At 69.8% G+C, this 15,771-nt stretch carries 13 protein-coding genes and 2 pseudogenes; 3 read left to right on the forward strand and 12 right to left on the reverse strand.

Going from position 1 to position 15,771, the window contains the following annotated elements:
- Positions 1 to 103: 103 nt before the first annotated feature.
- From IE264_RS26060 to IE264_RS26105, 10 genes and pseudogenes are all read right to left on the reverse strand, one after another.
- Positions 104 to 982 carry a response regulator transcription factor gene (locus IE264_RS26060; protein ID WP_032757699.1) on the reverse strand — a complete coding sequence of 293 codons (879 nt, stop codon included), beginning with the start codon at positions 980 to 982 and terminating at the stop codon, positions 104 to 106.
- A gap of 36 nt (positions 983 to 1,018) precedes the next feature.
- Positions 1,019 to 2,400: pseudogene (locus IE264_RS26065) on the reverse strand (sensor histidine kinase).
- A gap of 146 nt (positions 2,401 to 2,546) precedes the next feature.
- Positions 2,547 to 3,434 carry a DUF5936 domain-containing protein gene (locus IE264_RS26070; RefSeq protein ID WP_015611023.1) on the reverse strand — a complete coding sequence of 296 codons (888 nt, stop codon included), beginning with the start codon at positions 3,432 to 3,434 and terminating at the stop codon, positions 2,547 to 2,549.
- A 58-nt stretch (positions 3,435 to 3,492) separates the two neighbouring features.
- Positions 3,493 to 4,437, reverse strand: a complete 945-nt coding sequence (locus tag IE264_RS26075; protein ID WP_032757697.1) for a type II secretion system F family protein — start codon at positions 4,435 to 4,437, stop codon at positions 3,493 to 3,495.
- A gap of 10 nt (positions 4,438 to 4,447) precedes the next feature.
- Positions 4,448 to 5,759 (reverse strand): annotated as a pseudogene (locus IE264_RS26080) (TadA family conjugal transfer-associated ATPase).
- A 63-nt stretch (positions 5,760 to 5,822) separates the two neighbouring features.
- The gene (locus IE264_RS26085) at positions 5,823 to 6,218 is read right to left on the reverse strand and encodes a TadE/TadG family type IV pilus assembly protein (RefSeq protein ID WP_032757974.1); all 396 of its coding nucleotides are present in this window, start codon (positions 6,216 to 6,218) and stop codon (positions 5,823 to 5,825) included.
- 3 nt (positions 6,219 to 6,221) lie between these two features.
- Positions 6,222 to 6,647: a TadE family protein gene (locus tag IE264_RS26090; RefSeq protein ID WP_032757695.1), complete on the reverse strand. Its 426-nt coding sequence runs from the start codon at positions 6,645 to 6,647 to the stop codon at positions 6,222 to 6,224.
- Between the two features lie 3 nt (positions 6,648 to 6,650).
- Complete coding sequence (locus tag IE264_RS38455) at positions 6,651 to 7,952, reverse strand: CpaE/TadZ family protein (RefSeq protein WP_015611018.1); 1,302 nt, start codon at positions 7,950 to 7,952, stop codon at positions 6,651 to 6,653.
- 7 nt (positions 7,953 to 7,959) lie between these two features.
- Complete coding sequence (cpaB, locus tag IE264_RS26100) at positions 7,960 to 8,676, reverse strand: Flp pilus assembly protein CpaB (protein ID WP_015611017.1); 717 nt, start codon at positions 8,674 to 8,676, stop codon at positions 7,960 to 7,962.
- Positions 8,677 to 8,778: 102 nt separating this feature from the next.
- Positions 8,779 to 9,645, reverse strand: coding sequence for a hypothetical protein (locus IE264_RS26105; protein WP_032757694.1), 867 nt, complete (start codon positions 9,643 to 9,645; stop codon positions 8,779 to 8,781).
- Between the two features lie 642 nt (positions 9,646 to 10,287).
- Here IE264_RS26105 and IE264_RS26110 point away from each other — a divergent pair.
- Positions 10,288 to 12,018: a chitinase gene (locus tag IE264_RS26110; protein ID WP_051821850.1), complete on the forward strand. Its 1,731-nt coding sequence runs from the start codon at positions 10,288 to 10,290 to the stop codon at positions 12,016 to 12,018.
- A gap of 86 nt (positions 12,019 to 12,104) precedes the next feature.
- Here the strand turns inward: IE264_RS26110 and IE264_RS26115 are convergent, their stop codons facing one another.
- Positions 12,105 to 13,406: an Nramp family divalent metal transporter gene (locus IE264_RS26115; RefSeq protein ID WP_032757690.1), complete on the reverse strand. Its 1,302-nt coding sequence runs from the start codon at positions 13,404 to 13,406 to the stop codon at positions 12,105 to 12,107.
- 185 nt (positions 13,407 to 13,591) lie between these two features.
- Here IE264_RS26115 and IE264_RS26120 point away from each other — a divergent pair, with 185 nt between their 5' ends.
- Positions 13,592 to 13,834 carry a type II toxin-antitoxin system Phd/YefM family antitoxin gene (locus IE264_RS26120; RefSeq protein ID WP_032757689.1) on the forward strand — a complete coding sequence of 81 codons (243 nt, stop codon included), beginning with the start codon at positions 13,592 to 13,594 and terminating at the stop codon, positions 13,832 to 13,834.
- Entirely contained in the window at positions 13,834 to 14,208 is a 375-nt protein-coding gene (locus IE264_RS26125; protein WP_032757687.1) for a type II toxin-antitoxin system VapC family toxin, read from the forward strand. The genes IE264_RS26120 and IE264_RS26125 overlap by 1 nt, the downstream gene beginning before the upstream one ends.
- Before the next feature lie 57 nt (positions 14,209 to 14,265).
- Here IE264_RS26125 and IE264_RS26130 read toward each other — a convergent pair whose 3' ends face one another.
- On the reverse strand, positions 14,266 to 15,741 hold the full coding sequence (locus IE264_RS26130; RefSeq protein ID WP_015611013.1) for a GntP family permease: 1,476 nt from the start codon (positions 15,739 to 15,741) through the stop codon (positions 14,266 to 14,268).
- Positions 15,742 to 15,771 lie beyond the last annotated feature (30 nt).

The raw sequence follows: 15,771 nt of genomic DNA on the forward strand, positions 1-15,771 counted from the left end.
ACGTGAGAAACATAGGAGGGAACCGTCGCACGTTCAGAGGGTCCGTGGGCCCATTCCCGGGCCCAAAAGGTCTCCTGGGCCCCCTCGTTCGGCTTCCGGGCGGTCATGGGTGCCGTCCTGGGTCCCGGGGGGCCGTGCCGAGCCAGCGGGCTATCGCCTCGCTGCGGCTGGCGCTGTGGAGCTTGGTGAAGATGCGGTTGATGTGGTTCTTGACGGTCTTCTCGCTGATGAAGCAGGTGGCGGCGATCTGCTGGTTGCTCATTCCGGACGCAATCAGCTCCATGACCTCCACCTCCCTCGAACTCAGCCCGTACTGCTGCCTGTTGGGGGGAGAGACCGACCCCCCGGTTACCAAGGACTGTCCCACAAGAGGTTGCAGTTGCGAAAGGCTTTCCGAATGTTCGCGCTGCCGTGGGGGCGCGTGGACGGGCGTCGATGTGAGCGCCGCGCCCAGGCCGTCGGGCAGGGGGGACCGGGCCGGGGCCGTGCCGTGGCGCATGTGGGCCAGCAGGGCGTCGGCGGCCGTGGCGGTGAAGTTGGCCCGGCCGTTCCTCGTGTCCCGTACCGCCTGCACCAGCTGGTCCGCCGTGAACTCGCCGTGCACCAGGTAGCCGCCCGCGCCCAGGCGCAGGGCCTCGTGGACGATCTCGCTCTCACGGCTGTACGTCAGCATGAGTACGGGGGCGATGCCCACCAGGTGCGGCAGCGCCGAGATGCCGTCCACACCGGGCATGCGGACGTCCAGCAGGACCACGTCCGGGCGGTGGTGGAGCGTCTTCTCGTACGCCTCCCGGCCGTCCGCCGCCTCCGCGACGACCTGGATGTCGGCCCGGCCCGAGAGCAGGACGCCCAGGCCGGCCCGTACCACCGGGTTGTCGTCGGCGACCACCACCCGGAGCCGGGCTGTGGCGGGAGCGGGGGGCAGGGCGGGGGGACCGGTCGCGGGGTGCGGGGGGCCTGGTTCGAAGACGTCGTCCGGCATGCTGCGACCTCCTCTCCGGGTCGGGGATCAGGGGGATCACGGGGATGACAAGTGGGGGGTGGGGGCGGAGGCCGGGACGCGTGCGGTGCCCGGGGCGGGCGCAAACGGAGGCGGGGGCGTCGACGGTGGCGCCAGTGCCGCCAGCGGGAGTTCCACCCGTACCTCCGTCCCCCTCTCCGCCTTGCCCCTGCCGATCCGGATCCGGGCTCCGATCGAGGCCGCGCGTTCCACCATGCCGACCAGGCCGAAGTGGCCCGCCCGGCGCAGGCCCTCCAAGGTGGTGCCGGCGGGGAGGCCGCGGCCGTCGTCGTACACGCTCACGCGCAGCACATCGCCCTTCACCCCGGCCAGGACCACCAGGTAGGTGGGGCCCGCGTGGCGGTTCGCGTTCTCCAGGGCCTCCGAGGCGACCGTGAGGAGCTGGCGGGCCACCGCCTGGGGGATGGGGGGAACCGGGGTGTCCTCGCCGAGCCTGCGGAACGTGGCCGTCACCGGGTGGCGGCCGTGAAGTCCGCCGCCTGGGCCGCCAGTTCGGTGATGACGTCCACGCCGCCCTCCAGGCCCTGCTCCCTCCGCAGGTCCGTGAGCAGTTCCCTGGACTCGGCGGCCGCCCGGCGCGCGGCCCGCGCCACCAGGCCCGCCTGGTGCCTCACCGTCGGCGGGTCCATGCGGTCGGCCGAGCAGGCCAGACCGTCGGCCGCCAGGGCCAGGCCGTGCAGGGTCTTGGCCACCGAGTCGTGCATCTCCCTCGCCAGGCGGGTGCGTTCGCCCTCCACCGCCTCGTTCACCGCCAGCCGCGCCCGGGTCTCGGTGAGCGCCTGGGTGGCCGTCCCGAACCGCAGGAGCAGGTTGCGCAGGGTGACCCCCACCGCCCCGGCGATCACGCAGAAGCCGGGGAGGAGGAGGCCGGTGGCGCCACCCGCCTCCAGCTTCGGGACACTCGCGTACACGCCGAAGACGATCACCACCTGGAGCGCCGCGAAGACCGCCGCCCCGCGCCAGCCCTGGACCAGGCCCGCCAGCAGCGGGGTGCAGACCGTGACGTACGCGAGGGTCGACTCGGGGGTCGCCGTGATCAGCAGCAGCGAGCCGAAGAGCGCGTCGACGGCGAGCAGCCAGGGGTGGCGCAGGAGGACCGGGCCGAAGCGTTCCCAGTCGCGGAACAGGACGTACGAGCCCATGAAGGTGGCCAGGACCGCCGAGCCGATGAACCAGGTGGGCAGGCCGGGGGCGGTGTGGCCGATGGCGTACGGGGTCGCTATCGCGATCATCGCCAGGCGGAAGCCGAAGACCTGGCGGCACATGGCCTGGAGGGCGTTGACCTGGATGGCGAAGGCCGGGGCGGCCGGGGTGCCGGTGTGCGCCCGGGTCAGGTCCGCGGTCAGGCCGGGGTGGGAGCCGCTCAGTTGGTATGCCATGTTCCTGTCACCTCCGGCTCATTCCCTGTAAGACCCCGCGGCCTCCGCCGTGCCTGCAGTTCCCGCCATGCCTGCCGTTCCCGCTGTGTCTGCCGTTCCTGCCGTGTCCGCCGTTCCTGTCGTCCCCATCCCTGCCGCCGTTCATGTCAGCCGCCCGTGAGAAACGAGAAGTCGACATCGGCCCCGTACACGAAACCGACCGTGAGGAGAACGAGCGTGCCGGGCAGGAGGAACGACGTCACCGCGAACGTCGCCTTGGGGACCGCCTTGGCGGCCTTGCGGCGGGCGTTCTGGGCGTCGGTGCGGCGCATGTCGTTGGCGATCTGGATGAGCGTCTCGACGATGGGGGCGCCGAGCTCCTCGCCCTGCTGGAGCGTGGTGACGAACATCGCCACCTGCTCCGAGTCGTTGCGTCTGCGCAGCTCCTCGAAGGCCTGGCGGCGGCTGACGCCCATGTCCATCTGCCGGAGCGTGATGCGCAGTTCGTCGGACCAGGGGCCCTCGTACTTCTCCGCCACCCGGTCCAGCGCCTGCCGGAAGCCGAGTCCGGCGGAGACGACGACGGCCAGGACGTCGAGGAAGTCCGGCAGGGTGCGTTCGATGTGCTCGCGGCGGACCCGGATCGCGGACCAGATCCCCGCCTCCACCCAGAACAGGCCGAACGCGACCATCAGGAGAGCCAGGAAGAGCTGGCCCCGCAGGAGCATCGAGAAGGCGCCCAGGAGGCCGAGCGCGCCGTAGACCGCGCGGCGGGCCGCGTAACGGTCGATGGTGAGGCCGCCCGGGTTTCCGGCCAGGTCGATCTGGCGGCGCTTCTTGTTGACCGCCTTGGGGCCCATCATCCGCAGCACCATCGGGGCCCAGCGGATGCCGAGCCGGTCGATGCCGGAGCCCACCGCGCTGGTGCGCGAGGAGCCGGATTCGAGCGCGATGGCCAGGTCCACGGGCAGTTCGGCGTCGGCCCGGTACATCCGGATGCCGTGGATGGCTCCGTAGACGGCGAGTCCGACGACCAGGGCCAGCAGCAGGTCCATTTCCGTCCCCCTTCCTTCTTTGTGGTCTCTTCCGGTGTCTGCCGATGTCCTGCCGGCGTCAGACGTCGATACGGGACAGGCGGCGGATGACCACGAACCCGATCGCGTACAGGGCGATGGCCACGACCACCGCGGCCTGGCCGATGAAGGCGCCCGTCATGCGGTCGAGGGCGCCGGGCATGACCGCGTTCATCAGGAGCATCGCGCCGACGCCGAAGGCCGGTACGGCGTAGGCGGTGACGGTGACTTGGGAGAGCTGGGTCTTGACCTCGCGGCGGGTCTCCTTGCGCTCCTCCAGCGTCTCGGTGAGGTTGCGCAGCGAGCTGACGACCGTACCGCCCGCCCGGTTGGAGAGGACCAGCGTCGTGACGAGGACGACGAGTTCGCGTGAGGGCAGCCGGTCGGTCAGTTCGCTCAGCGCCTCGTCCAGCGGTTCGCCGACCGCAAGCCGCCTCGCCACCCTCGCCAGCTCCTCGCCCGCCGGGTCCTCCAGCTCCTCGGCGGCCATGGAGAGCGCGGTGCGCAGGGCCAGGCCCGCCTGGGTGGCGTTGGCCAGGATGCGGGAGAGCTCGGGGAGCTGGTTGATGAAGCGCTCGGTGCGTTTGGTCCGCTGCCAGTTGAGGAAGGCGTTGGTGCCCCAGAGGCCGATCAGCGCGGCGACCGGGCCGAAGAAGGCGGCGAGCATGGAGGAGGCGATCATCCACAGCCCGGCCATCGCGACCAGGGCGTAGACGAAGAACTCGCCGGGGGTGAGCTCCATACCGGTCGCCGCGAGCTTCAGCTCCAGCTTCCGGCCGAGCGCGGTGGCCCGCAGCCGGCGGTCCAGGCCCTTGAACCGGCGGTGCCGGCCCGTCTCGGGGACCTGCCCGACGTGGGAGAGCCGTTCGACGAGGGCGTCGCGGTCGGCCTTGCCGCCGGAGTAGGCGTACAGGCCCATCACGCCGAGCACGCAGGCGACCAGCGTGACGCCGACGGTGACCAGGGGGAGGTTGACGTTGTCCATGGCTCGGTACCTAGTTGGCCTCTCGGATGGCGAGATGTTCGGCGCTCTCGGCGATACCGAACGCCTGCGGAATGGGCTGGCTCGCCATGTAGAGGCGGTCGGCGATCTTGCGGGGCAGCGGCAGGTACTGGAAGTGGCCGTGGATCCGGCCGTCGGACGCCATGGGCTGCCCGTTGAACCGGGCCACCGTGACGATCCGGTACGGGTCGCGGCCGTGCGAGTCGAGGACCGCGATCTCGGTGATCTTCCTGGTGCCGTCGGCGTGCCGGGTGAGCTGGACGATCACGTCGACGGCGCTGTTGATCTGGTCGTGCAGCGCCTCGAAGGGGATCTCCACCTCGGACATCGAGGCCAGGGTCTGCAGACGCATCAGCGCGTCCTCGGCGTTGTTGGCGTGGACGGTGGCGAGCGATCCGTCGTGACCGGTGGACATCGCCTGGAGCATGTCGAGCGACTCGCCGCCTCGGACCTCACCTACGACAGTTGCGGACCAGGTCACGGATGGTGATCTGGCCCTTGCCCTCGACGTTGGCCGGGCGGGACTCCAGCCGGATCACATGGCTCTGCTGGAGCTGGAGTTCGGCGGAGTCCTCGATGGTGACGATGCGCTCGGTGTTCGGGATGAGGCCGGAGAGCGCGTTGAGGAGCGTCGTCTTTCCGGTGCCGGTGGCGCCCGAGACGATGATGTTGAGCTTGGCCTGGACGAGACCGGCCAGCAGGATCAGCATCTGCTCGTCCAGCGAACCGAAGCCGATCATCTCCTGGAGGGTGAAGGAGCGCGGGAAGCGGCGGATGGTGAGGGTGGCGCCGGTCAGCGACAGCGGCGGGATGATCACGTTGACACGTTCGCCGCTGGGCAGCCGTGCGTCGACCATCGGATTCGACTCGTCCACCCGGCGGTTGACGGTCGACACGATGCGTTCGATGGTCTGCATCAGCTGCTCGTGGGAGCCGAAGCGCAGGGGCAGTTGCTCGACCTTGCCGCTGCGCTCGACGAAGATCTGGTCCGGGCCGTTCACCATGATCTCGGTGATCGACGCGTCCTCCAGGAGCGGTTCCAGGATGCCGAGGCCGAGGGCCTCGTCCACGACCCGCCGGATCAGCTGCGAGCGCTCCACGGTGGAGAGGACCGGGCCCTCACGGCTGATGATGTGGCCGAGTACGCGTTCCAGGCGGGCCCGCCGGTCGGCGGCGGCCAGCGAGGACATCTCCGCGAGGTCGATCTCCTCCAGCAGTTTGGCCCGGTAGGTGGCCACCATGTGGCTGTCCTCCCGTGCGCCGCCGTGTTCGTCCGGGGCGGTCATGCGTGCCCGCAGGCTCATCTGCGTAACTCTCCTCGGTGTCGCGGAATGCTGCTGGGTCCGGCCGGCCTGTGCCGTGGGCGGCTATTCGCGCGGCATCGTGGCGCTCCGCTTCGCCCACCAGCCGTCCAGGCCCGGGACCACGGAGGGGACCCTGACCTGGACCGTGGCGGTGATGTCCTGGCCGCCGCGCTGGCTGTATCGGAACCCGCCGTCGCTCAGCCAGCCGCTCACCGCGCTGCGGGCCGTCGACCGCGGGTCGCCGTGGGCGTCGTAGCTGGCCGCCGTACGGGCTCCGGCACGGGCGGCCGTGCCCGCCTGGTTGGCGGCGTACGCGGCGAGGCCGAGCTGGAGGGCGCCCATCGCGACGAGGAGCAGCAGGGGGAGGAAGCCGAGGTACTCCAGGGCGACCTGGCCGCGGTCGCGGCCCTTCCCGGCCGGCCCGGACCGGATGCGTGCGCTGTACGGCAGGGTCGTCATCACTCAGTCCTCCAGCGCCGATCCGGCTTCGCCGTCGATGTCGATGTCCAGGTCGAAGAGGCCGGGGACCAGTACCGGGACCTTGAGCGTCACCTTCGCCTCGTACAGGTCCGAGCCCCGGGTGCAGCTCACCCGGGCCGCACCCGACCAGGCGTCGGGCAGGTCCTCCAGCGCCCCCGCCCGGCAGGCCGCCCCGGCCCCGTACTCCGCTCCGCTGCCCTTGCGCGCGCCCACGTCCGCCGCGTTGCCCGCGAGGCTGAACGTGTAGCCGATCAGGGCGCACTCCCAGAGCACCAGCATGATCAGGATGATGAAGGGGGTCATGCCCAGGAACTCGACCGCGGTCTGCCCGCGGTCGCGGTTCCGGCCCTCACGCAGCGCGGTGATCCGCCCCCGTATGCCGCTGCGAGCCGTCCTTGTGGTGGTCATCGCTCAACGTGTCCCCTCAGCGTCTGCGGGCCCGCCACGCCGGCGGCGCGGGAGTCCGATCGAGCCCCGGTCGTTCTTGAAGGTGCCGCTGTTCCTCTTGGCGAGTACGCCGCCGGACTTCTTGGCGGTCGCGCTCGCCTTGACGATGCCCAGCTCTCCGGCCAGGCCCCACAGGGCCTGCTTGACCGTGCTCTTGGCGTCCAGTTCGTGCAGGCGGCCGGAGTCGATGGACGCCTGGAGCTCCTTGAAGTTGGCGGGGACCGCCGCGTTGGCGACCCGGGTGCCGGTGATCTTCTGGATCAGGGGCGGCTGGATCTCGGTGTTGCGGGTGAAGCGGTTGACGAGGGTGACGGTCTCCTCGGCCTTGCGGATCTGGAGCCGTTCCCACATCCGTACGATGCGTTTCGCGCCGCGCACCGCGACCACGTCGGGGGTCGTCACCAGCAGGGCGACATCGGCCATCTCGATGGCGGCCGCGTTGGCCCCGTTCATCTGCCCGCCGCAGTCGATGACGACGATCTCGTACCGGGAGCGCAGGGCGCTGACGATCTGGCGGGACGAGCGGTCGCTGACCTCCTCGCCGCGTTCGCCCTCGCCGGGGGCGAGCAGCAGGGCGAGGCCGGTGGAGTGGGAGAAGACGGCGTCGGCGAGCACCCGGGGCGAGATGTCGGTGATCAGGGCGAGGTCGACGAGGGAGCGCCGGAACTGTACGTCGAGGAACGAGGCGATGTCGCCGGTCTGGAGGTCCATGTCGACCAGGGCGACCGTGTGGCCCGACGCCTGGGCGGCGAGGGCGAGCTGGATGGCGGTGACGGTGGCGCCGACGCCGCCCTTGGCTCCGGTGACCGTGACGACCGTGCCGCCGGGGCCGGTGAAGACGTCGCCCGCGGAGGAGAGGTGGCGGCGTACGCCGGTCGACCACTGGGCCGCGGCCTGGACCCGGTTGGCGAGCTCCTCGTAACCCACCGGCAGGGTCACCAGGCCGCGGGCGCCGGAGTCCATGGCGTCGGCGAAGAGGTGGGGGCTGGCGTCCGTGGTGATCATGACGACCCCGACGGAGGGGAACCGCAGGGACACCTCCCGGATCAGCTCCAGGGCGGGGACCGGGCCGATCCGCTCGTGCACCAGCACCACTTCGGGCAGCTCGTCGAGGGCCTCGCCCGCAAGCCGGGCCAGGGTGTCGATCAGCTGCGTCGAGTCGCCGACCGGAGTGGCCGGTTCGGCGTCGGGGAGCTGGCTGAGCAGGGTGGTGACGGAGCGGGCCGCGTCGGGGTCGCCCACGGCAGGGAGGATTCTGGTGGTCATCCGATCCTCACTTGTCCTTGTCGAGCGTGTAGGTGCGGTCCCCCGGGCGGATGGTGCCGTCGCTGCCCGGGGCGACGAGGGCGAGCCGTACGTGCTCCGCGAAGGACTCGGCGTACGCGATGCGCTGGGTGTCCAGCGTGTTCAGGGCGAAGGTGATCGGCACGGCCTCGGTGACCTGGCTGCGGCGCTCGTCGCCGCTCGGGTTGAGGGCGGTGAGCTTGCCGACCTCCAGCACCTTGGCGTTGGAGACGATGACCTTGGACTGGGCGGGTTCGCCGTTCTCCCGCTGCTGCTCTCCGGCGAAGGTGGCGTAGATGTTGACCGTGGCGCCCGGTGTGATCTTGCCCGCGACGCCGGTGGCGGCGTCGATCATGATGGCGATCTCCTGCTCACCGGCGCGGAGTTCGGGTTTGCGCACCATCATGTCCGACTGGAGGAGCGAGCCCGCGCGGAGCTCGGTGACGGCGATCTTCCCCTCGACCTCCCGCAGGTCGGTCACGGCGTTCTCCGAGAGCCACCGCTTGGGCATCGTGATCTTCTCGAACTGACCGCTGCGCAGGGCCGTGTACGGGGCCACGCCGGATTTCAGCTGATAGGCGGTGACTTCGGGTCCCACCTTGGAGTTCACATCGCTGATCACCGAGAGCACGCCGGCGAAGGCACCGAAGGCACACAGGACCGACAGGAGCAGGAGTATCACGCCGCGGCGCTGGCGGGAGTTCATGGGCCGGACAACCTCGTTCGAATCGGATGCGTGGGGCAGCGGACAGAGGGATGTGCGGTGAGGCGGTACGGGCCGGGGCCCGGGCGCCCGGGCCGGGCGGGCCTAGGGGCCGGAGGACTGGCCGGCTTCCAGCTGAAGGACACCGGTGGACGTCCTGCGGTTCTCGGGGGCGGCGAGCGGCGCGGAACAGAAGGCGCAGCGGTCGCCGATGAGCTCCATTTCGCACCAGTGGCACTTCTCCCGCCGGACGGAGCAGACCAGTTGGTAGAGCATGGAGATGTCCGGGAGGTAGGCGGCGAACTCCACCAGCTTTCCCGTGCCCCACCAGCGCGGGGAGTCGGCGAGTACGCCCGTGTCGTGTACGGCCTGGACCTTCCAGGCGGGCACGAGGGTCTCCTGCACCCAGTCCGACTGCAACTGCCCTTTGGCGACGAGAAGATGCGTACGGAATCCCGGCCCGGCCAGCGGTTCGGCGTTCGGCCCCACTTTGATGAGCTGCGGTTCGGGCCCGGCGAGCACGGCGAACTGCGAGCCGGGGACCCAGGACTTGGCGTGGCTCTTGAGGCTGACCGGGACCCGGTCGAGTTTGGCGACGGAGTTGAGCAGGGCGCCCGCGTAGATGTAGTGGGACAGCAGCCGGGCGGCGGATGCGACCACCCCGGGGCTGAAGTCGCAGATGGACAGCTGCCGCAGCTGGCGCACCAGTACGGCCACGCCGAGGGGTGGCAGATCCACCTTGACCAGGGCGATCCGGTCGCTCTCCAGGACCGAGCGGATCGAGTGCAGGCGGCGTTCGTGCTCGGGCCGGATGCCGGACGGGTAGAGGGCGATCACATATCCGTGCTGTTCCAGCAGCAGATGCATGTCGCCGATCGCCAGCTCCAGGGCCTGGGCCTCGGGGGCCTGGAGCAGGGCCGCGGTCGGTGTCTGCTGATCGGTGGGCGGCAGCACCAGATCTGCACTCGTCACTGCTATTGCGGTCGGCACGCTCTTCCCCGTTCGGCTCCGGCCGTCGTCGAGACGTCGGCCGCAATCGCTCCTGCTCCGTGCTCCTGCCTCAGCACTTTAGCCACGTCTCACCAGGCAGAGAACAGTTATCGGAGACCAGTGCGTCATCATGCGAACACCGTTCGTACGGGGGTCGGGTGCTAAACGGGATGAAATCGATTCCGGTCAACTTCGGCGCCGCTGCGGAGCGTTACCGAACCCACCATCCGGAATCCGGTCGGGTTTTCATTTCCGCACGTCAGGGCGGATACAGGAGCGTTCCGGATCATTCCGGCGGGCCGTCTCCGTCACGGTACGAAGACCTTCAGCAAGATCACCCGTGCGGGTAGCGGAGGGACGGCGGCGGGTCACCTCCCGGCAAAGAATCTCCGGCCCGGGACCCTCCGCCGAGGGCCCGGCGGGCAGCGCCGGAGCCTCCCGCGAGCACGGCCGGCCGACGCTTCGGGAGACCCTTTCGCTGCCAGAGGTCTTGACAACTTGATTGGTCTGGACCAGTTTATCCGCCAGCGGTGGCCACCGCTTCTGCTCCACATCGCACGGCCTTCCCCATCCCCGCCGCCGTGCACTCCCGCCACGTACCACCAACTCCCCACGGAGGCCCACGTGCAACGCTCCGCAGGCAGCAGAAGACGCAGAAGGCACAACTCCCGGCCCATCCTCGGCGGCGCCATGGCCGTCATCGCGGCCGGCGCCCTGACCGTCACCGGACTCGTCTCCACCGCGCAGGCCGCCGACGTCAACAACGCCAAGAACGCGGGCTTCGAGTCGGGGCTCGCCAACTGGGCCTGTTCCGCCGGCAGCGGCGCCACCGTCTCCACCCCCGTGCGCAGCGGCACGTCCGCGCTGAAGGCCACTCCGGCCGGCCAGGACAACGCCAAGTGCACGCAGACCGTGGCCGTGAAGCCCAACTCGACGTACGCGCTGAGCTCCTGGGTGCAGGGCGGCTACGCCTACCTCGGGGTGACCGGCAGCGGAACGACGGACGTCTCCACCTGGACGCCGGGCTCCACCAGCTGGACCAAGCTGTCCACAAGCTTCAAGACCGGCGCCAACACCACGTCGGTGACCGTCTACACCCACGGCTGGTACGGGCAGTCCGCCTACTTCGCCGACGACATCGAGGTGACGGGCCCCGACGGCGGTGGCGGCGGCGAGGACCCCGGCCCGGTCATCCCGGCAGCCCCCGCAGGCCTCGCCGCGGGCGCCACGACGACCTCCTCCGTCTCCCTGTCCTGGAACGCGGTCTCGGGCGCCACGGGCTACAAGGTGTACCGGGACGGTGTGCAGGCCACCACCTCCACCGGGACCTCGGCGACCGTCACGGGGCTGGCCTCCGACACGGCGTACCAGTTCACGGTGAGCGCCACCAACGCGGCCGGCGAGTCGGTCAAGTCCGCCGCCGTCAGCGCCCGTACGGCCAAGCCCGGCACGGGCGGCCCCGGCCCCGCCGTGCCCAAGCACGCGGTGACCGGCTACTGGCAGAACTTCAACAACGGCGCGGCCGTCCAGAAGCTCACCGACGTCCCGGCCGACTACGACATCATCGCGGTCTCCTTCGCGGACGCCACGGCGACGCAGGGCGCGGTCACCTTCAAGCTCGACTCCGCCGGTCTCGGCGGCTACACCGACGCCCAGTTCCGCGCCGACATCAAGACCAAGCAGGCGCAGGGCAAGAACATCATCATCTCGATCGGCGGCGAACTGGGCACGGTCCGCGTCGACAGCGACGCCTCCGCCACCGCCTTCGCCAACTCGGTGTACGCGTTGATGCAGGACTACGGCTTCAACGGGGTCGACATCGACCTGGAGAACGGCCTCAACGCCACCTACATGACGAAGGCACTGCGCCAGCTGTCGGCGAAGGCGGGCAGCGGGCTCGTCATCACGATGGCCCCGCAGACCATCGACATGCAGTCGACGTCGGGTGAGTACTTCAAGACGGCGCTCAACATCAAGGACATCCTGACCGTCGTCAACATGCAGTACTACAACAGCGGTTCGATGCTCGGCTGCGACGGCAAGGTCTACTCCCAGGGCTCGGTGGACTTCCTCACCGCGCTCGCCTGCATCCAGCTGGAGGGCGGCCTCGACCCGTCCCAGGTCGGCATCGGCGTCCCCGCCTCCACCCGCGGCGCGGGCAGCGGCTACGTCTCCCCGTCGATCGTGAACGCCGCCCTGGACTGCCTGGCCAAGGGCACCAACTGCGGTTCCTTCAAGCCCTCGAAGACCTACCCGTCGCTCCGTGGCGCGATGACCTGGTCGACCAACTGGGACGCGACGGCCGGGTTCGCCTGGTCGAAGGCGGTCGGCCCGCACGTCCGCAGCCTGCCGTAACCCCTGCCCCGTAACACCGAAGCGCCACCCCGAACCTGCAGCGCCGCCGCTCCCCCGGCGGCGCTGCGGCGTTCCGGAGGCGCGGGTCACCAGGGCAGTTCGCGCACCTGCTGCACACAGAGCACGACGAACAGCAGCCCGGCCAGGGCGAGCATCCCGTTGCTCAGCCAGCCGTTGCGCCACTCCTGGGGCGTACGCGAGGAGTTGAGGAGCCACAGCAGGGTCAGGGCGAGGAAGGGCATGAAGAACGCACCGAGCACCCCGTACGCGATGACCAGGCCGAACGGCTCGTCCAGCCAGAGCAGGGTCATCGGCGGGAAGGTCAGCCAGAGGAGGTACGCGCGGAACGGCAGCGACCGCTGCTGGCGGTCGACGACGGCCGGCCCGGCGTGTTCCTCCTTCTGCACGGCCGGGGCCCGGAACCGCTCCACGAAGTCGGCGAACATCAGGCTCACCCCGTGCCAGACACCGATCAGCGACGAGAACGACGTGGCGAAGAAGCCGATCAGGAAGAGCTTCGCGGTGCCCGCCCCGAACCGGTCCTCCAGCACCTTGCCCAGGTCGATCAGCCCGCGGTCACCGGAGGTGAGGGCGATCTGCGAGGCGTGCAGCAGCTCGGCGCCGACGATGAGCATCGCCACGACGAAGATCCCGGTGGTGATGTAGGCGACCCGGTTGTCGAGCCGCATCACCTTCATCCAGGAGGAGTTGCTCCAGCCTTTCGCGTTCACCCAGTAGCCGTACGCGGCCATCGTGATCGTGCCGCCGACACCGCCGATCAGGCCGAGCGTGTAGAGCAGCGAACCGTCCGGCAGTACGGGCAGCAGCCCGGCGAACGAGGCCCCGACGTCCGGCACCACGCGGGCGGCCACATAGACGACCACCACGAACATGATGCCGATCAGGACCGTCATGACCTTCTCGAAGACGGCGTACCGGTTGAACCAGACGAAGGCCAGCCCGATCAGCCCGGTGCCGATCGCCCAGAACTTCAGCCCGGGCCCGTCGGGGAACAGCGCCACGATGGGCAGGGCGCTGGAGGACATGGCCGTCGCCCCGTAGATGAAGCCCCAGACGACGACGTAGATCGCGAAGTACACCGTGGTCCAGGGGCCGATGCTGCGCCAGCCGTCGAAGAGCGTGCGGCCGGTCGCGAGATGCCAGCGGCCGGCCGCCTCGGCGAGCGAGATCTTGACGACGCAGCCGATCACCGCCGCCCACATCAGGGTGTACCCGAACTTGGAACCCGCGATCAGCGTCGCGACCAGGTCGCCGGCCCCGACCCCGGTCGCCGCGACGACGATGCCGGGGCCGATGTACTTCCAGCTGGACTTACGTGGTCGGGAGGCCGGCTCCCCTGCCTCTGTGGTTGCGCTTGTCTCCGCCATGCCGATCAAGGAAGCGCAATCGGCAGGGCGGCACAAGGGGGCGTGCGCGGATTCGGTGGGTGGGGGTGGTGCCATGGGGTAGCCCCAGGCAACTCAGGAGGTAGCCATGGTCAGCTCCTGTTAGCCTGTGGTGGACTTAGTTAGTCCACCACTTAGTCCACCCCTTCTCCTATGGTGAGGCAGCCGTGGAAGCAGCCCGGCAGTACAACGTGCACGAGGCCAAGACGCACCTCTCCCGGATCCTGGAGCAGGTCGCCACCGGCGAAGAGGTGATCATCAGCAAGGCCGGCGAGCCGGTCGCCAAGGTGGTGCCTCTTCGCCCGAAGGTCAGGAGGACCGGGCGCGGGTCGCTGGCGGGCCGCATCCACATCGCGGACGACTTCGACGAGCTGCCCGACGACATCGCCGACGCCTTCGGGGTGCGCTGATGCGTCTCCTGCTCGACACCCATGTGATCCTCTGGTGGCTCGAGGACTCCGACGAGCTCTCCGACCAGGTGAAGGACCTCCTCGACACGGAACCCACCGTCCACCTCAGCGCGGTCTCCGCATGGGAGATCGCCATCAAGCAGTCCCTGGGGAAGCTGGACGGCCCGGACGACCTGGCGGAGCGCGTACGCGACAGTCAGTTCACCTCGCTGCCGATCACCGCGGGACACGGGGTGAGGGCGGGTCGGCTGCCTGCCCTGCACCGCGACCCCTTCGACCGGATACTGGTCGCCCAGGCTCAGATCGAGGGAATGACCGTCGTCACCCGCGACAAGTGGATCCCTCAGTACGACGTCCCGGTCATGGCTGTCTGAAAGGGCCGACGGGCGTACGGGCGCGAACACGCACCGTACGCCCGTCGGCGCCTCTCGCTAAATCACCAGGCTGAGCAGCGCCGCGACCACGAAGCCGGCCACCGACAGCACCGTCTCCAGCACCGTCCAGGACTTCAGGGTGTCGCGTTCCGAGATGCCGAAGTACTTCGACACCATCCAGAAGCCGCCGTCGTTCACGTGCGAGGCGAAGATCGAGCCCGCCGAGATCGCCATGATGATCAGCGCGAGGTGCGCCTGGGACATGTCCTGGCCCTCGACCAGCGGGACCACGATCCCGGCCGTGGTGACGATCGCGACGGTCGCCGAGCCCTGGGCGACGCGCAGGACGACCGAGATCAGCCAGGCGAGGAGGATGACCGGGAGGCCCACGTCGTTGAAGGTGTCGGCCAGCGCGTCCGCGATGCCGCTGCCCTTGAGCACGGCACCGAAGATGCCGCCCGCGCCGACCACCAGCAGGATGTTGCCGACCGGCTTGAGCGAGGACGTGGAGACCGATTCCAGGGACTTGCGGGACCAGCCGCGGCGGATGCCGAGCAGGTAGTACGCGAGGAACAGCGCGATCGTCAGGGCCACGAACGGGTTGCCGAAGAACTCGACGACCGAGCGGAGCGTGGAGGGGTCCAGCGCGATGGAGGAGAACGTCGCGGCGAGGATCAGGACGAGCGGGGTCCCGATGATCGCCAGGACCGTGAGGAGCGGGACCGGCTTCTCGTGCGGGGTGACCCCGGCGGCCCGCTGTTCGGCGGCGACGGCCTCCTTGGCCTCGGCAGCGGCCTCCACCATGTCCTGGGGTACGTCGACGAAGATCCGCTTCCCGATCCAGGAGGCGTACGCCCAGGCGGCGAGGACGGAGGGGATGCCGACGACCGCGCCCATCAGGATGACCCAGCCCAGCGACACGTTGAAGAGTCCGGCGGCGGCCACCGGGCCCGGGTGCGGGGGCAGGAACGCGTGGGTCATCGACAGCCCCGCCAGCAGCGGCATCGCGTAGAGCAGAATCGATTTTCCGGAGCGCTTGGCGGCGGCGTACACGATCGGCGCGAGGACGAAGATGCCGACGTCGAAGAAGACCGGGATACCGAAGACGAGGCCCGTCATCCCCATGGCGAGCGGGGCGCGCTTCTCGCCGAAGGCGTTCAGCAGGCGGGCGCTCAACACCTCGGCCCCGCCGGACACTTCGAGGATCGCGCCGAGCATCGTACCGAGCCCGATGATGATCGCGACATGGCCGAGGATGCCGCCCATGCCGGATTCGATGACCGAGACGGCGGCGGATTTCTGCACGGTGCCGAAGAGTTCGGTGACCGAGAGCCCGGCGCCCAGGCCGACGGCTATGGAGACCGCGAGCAGGGCGACGAACGGCTGGAGCCTGACCTTGATGATCAGGAAGAGGAGGAGCGCGATACCGAGGGCGGCGACGGTCAGCAGACCGGCTGTGCCGTCGATCAGGAGGAGCAGGCCACCGGTGTGCGGTGGCGTCTCGACCGGCGGTGGGGTGGCGGCGAGAAACAAGGGGACTCCGATGGTGCTGGAGGGCAGGGG

This window comes from Streptomyces microflavus, from assembly GCF_014650075.1.
In the GTDB taxonomy this organism is placed as follows: domain Bacteria; phylum Actinomycetota; class Actinomycetes; order Streptomycetales; family Streptomycetaceae; genus Streptomyces; species Streptomyces microflavus.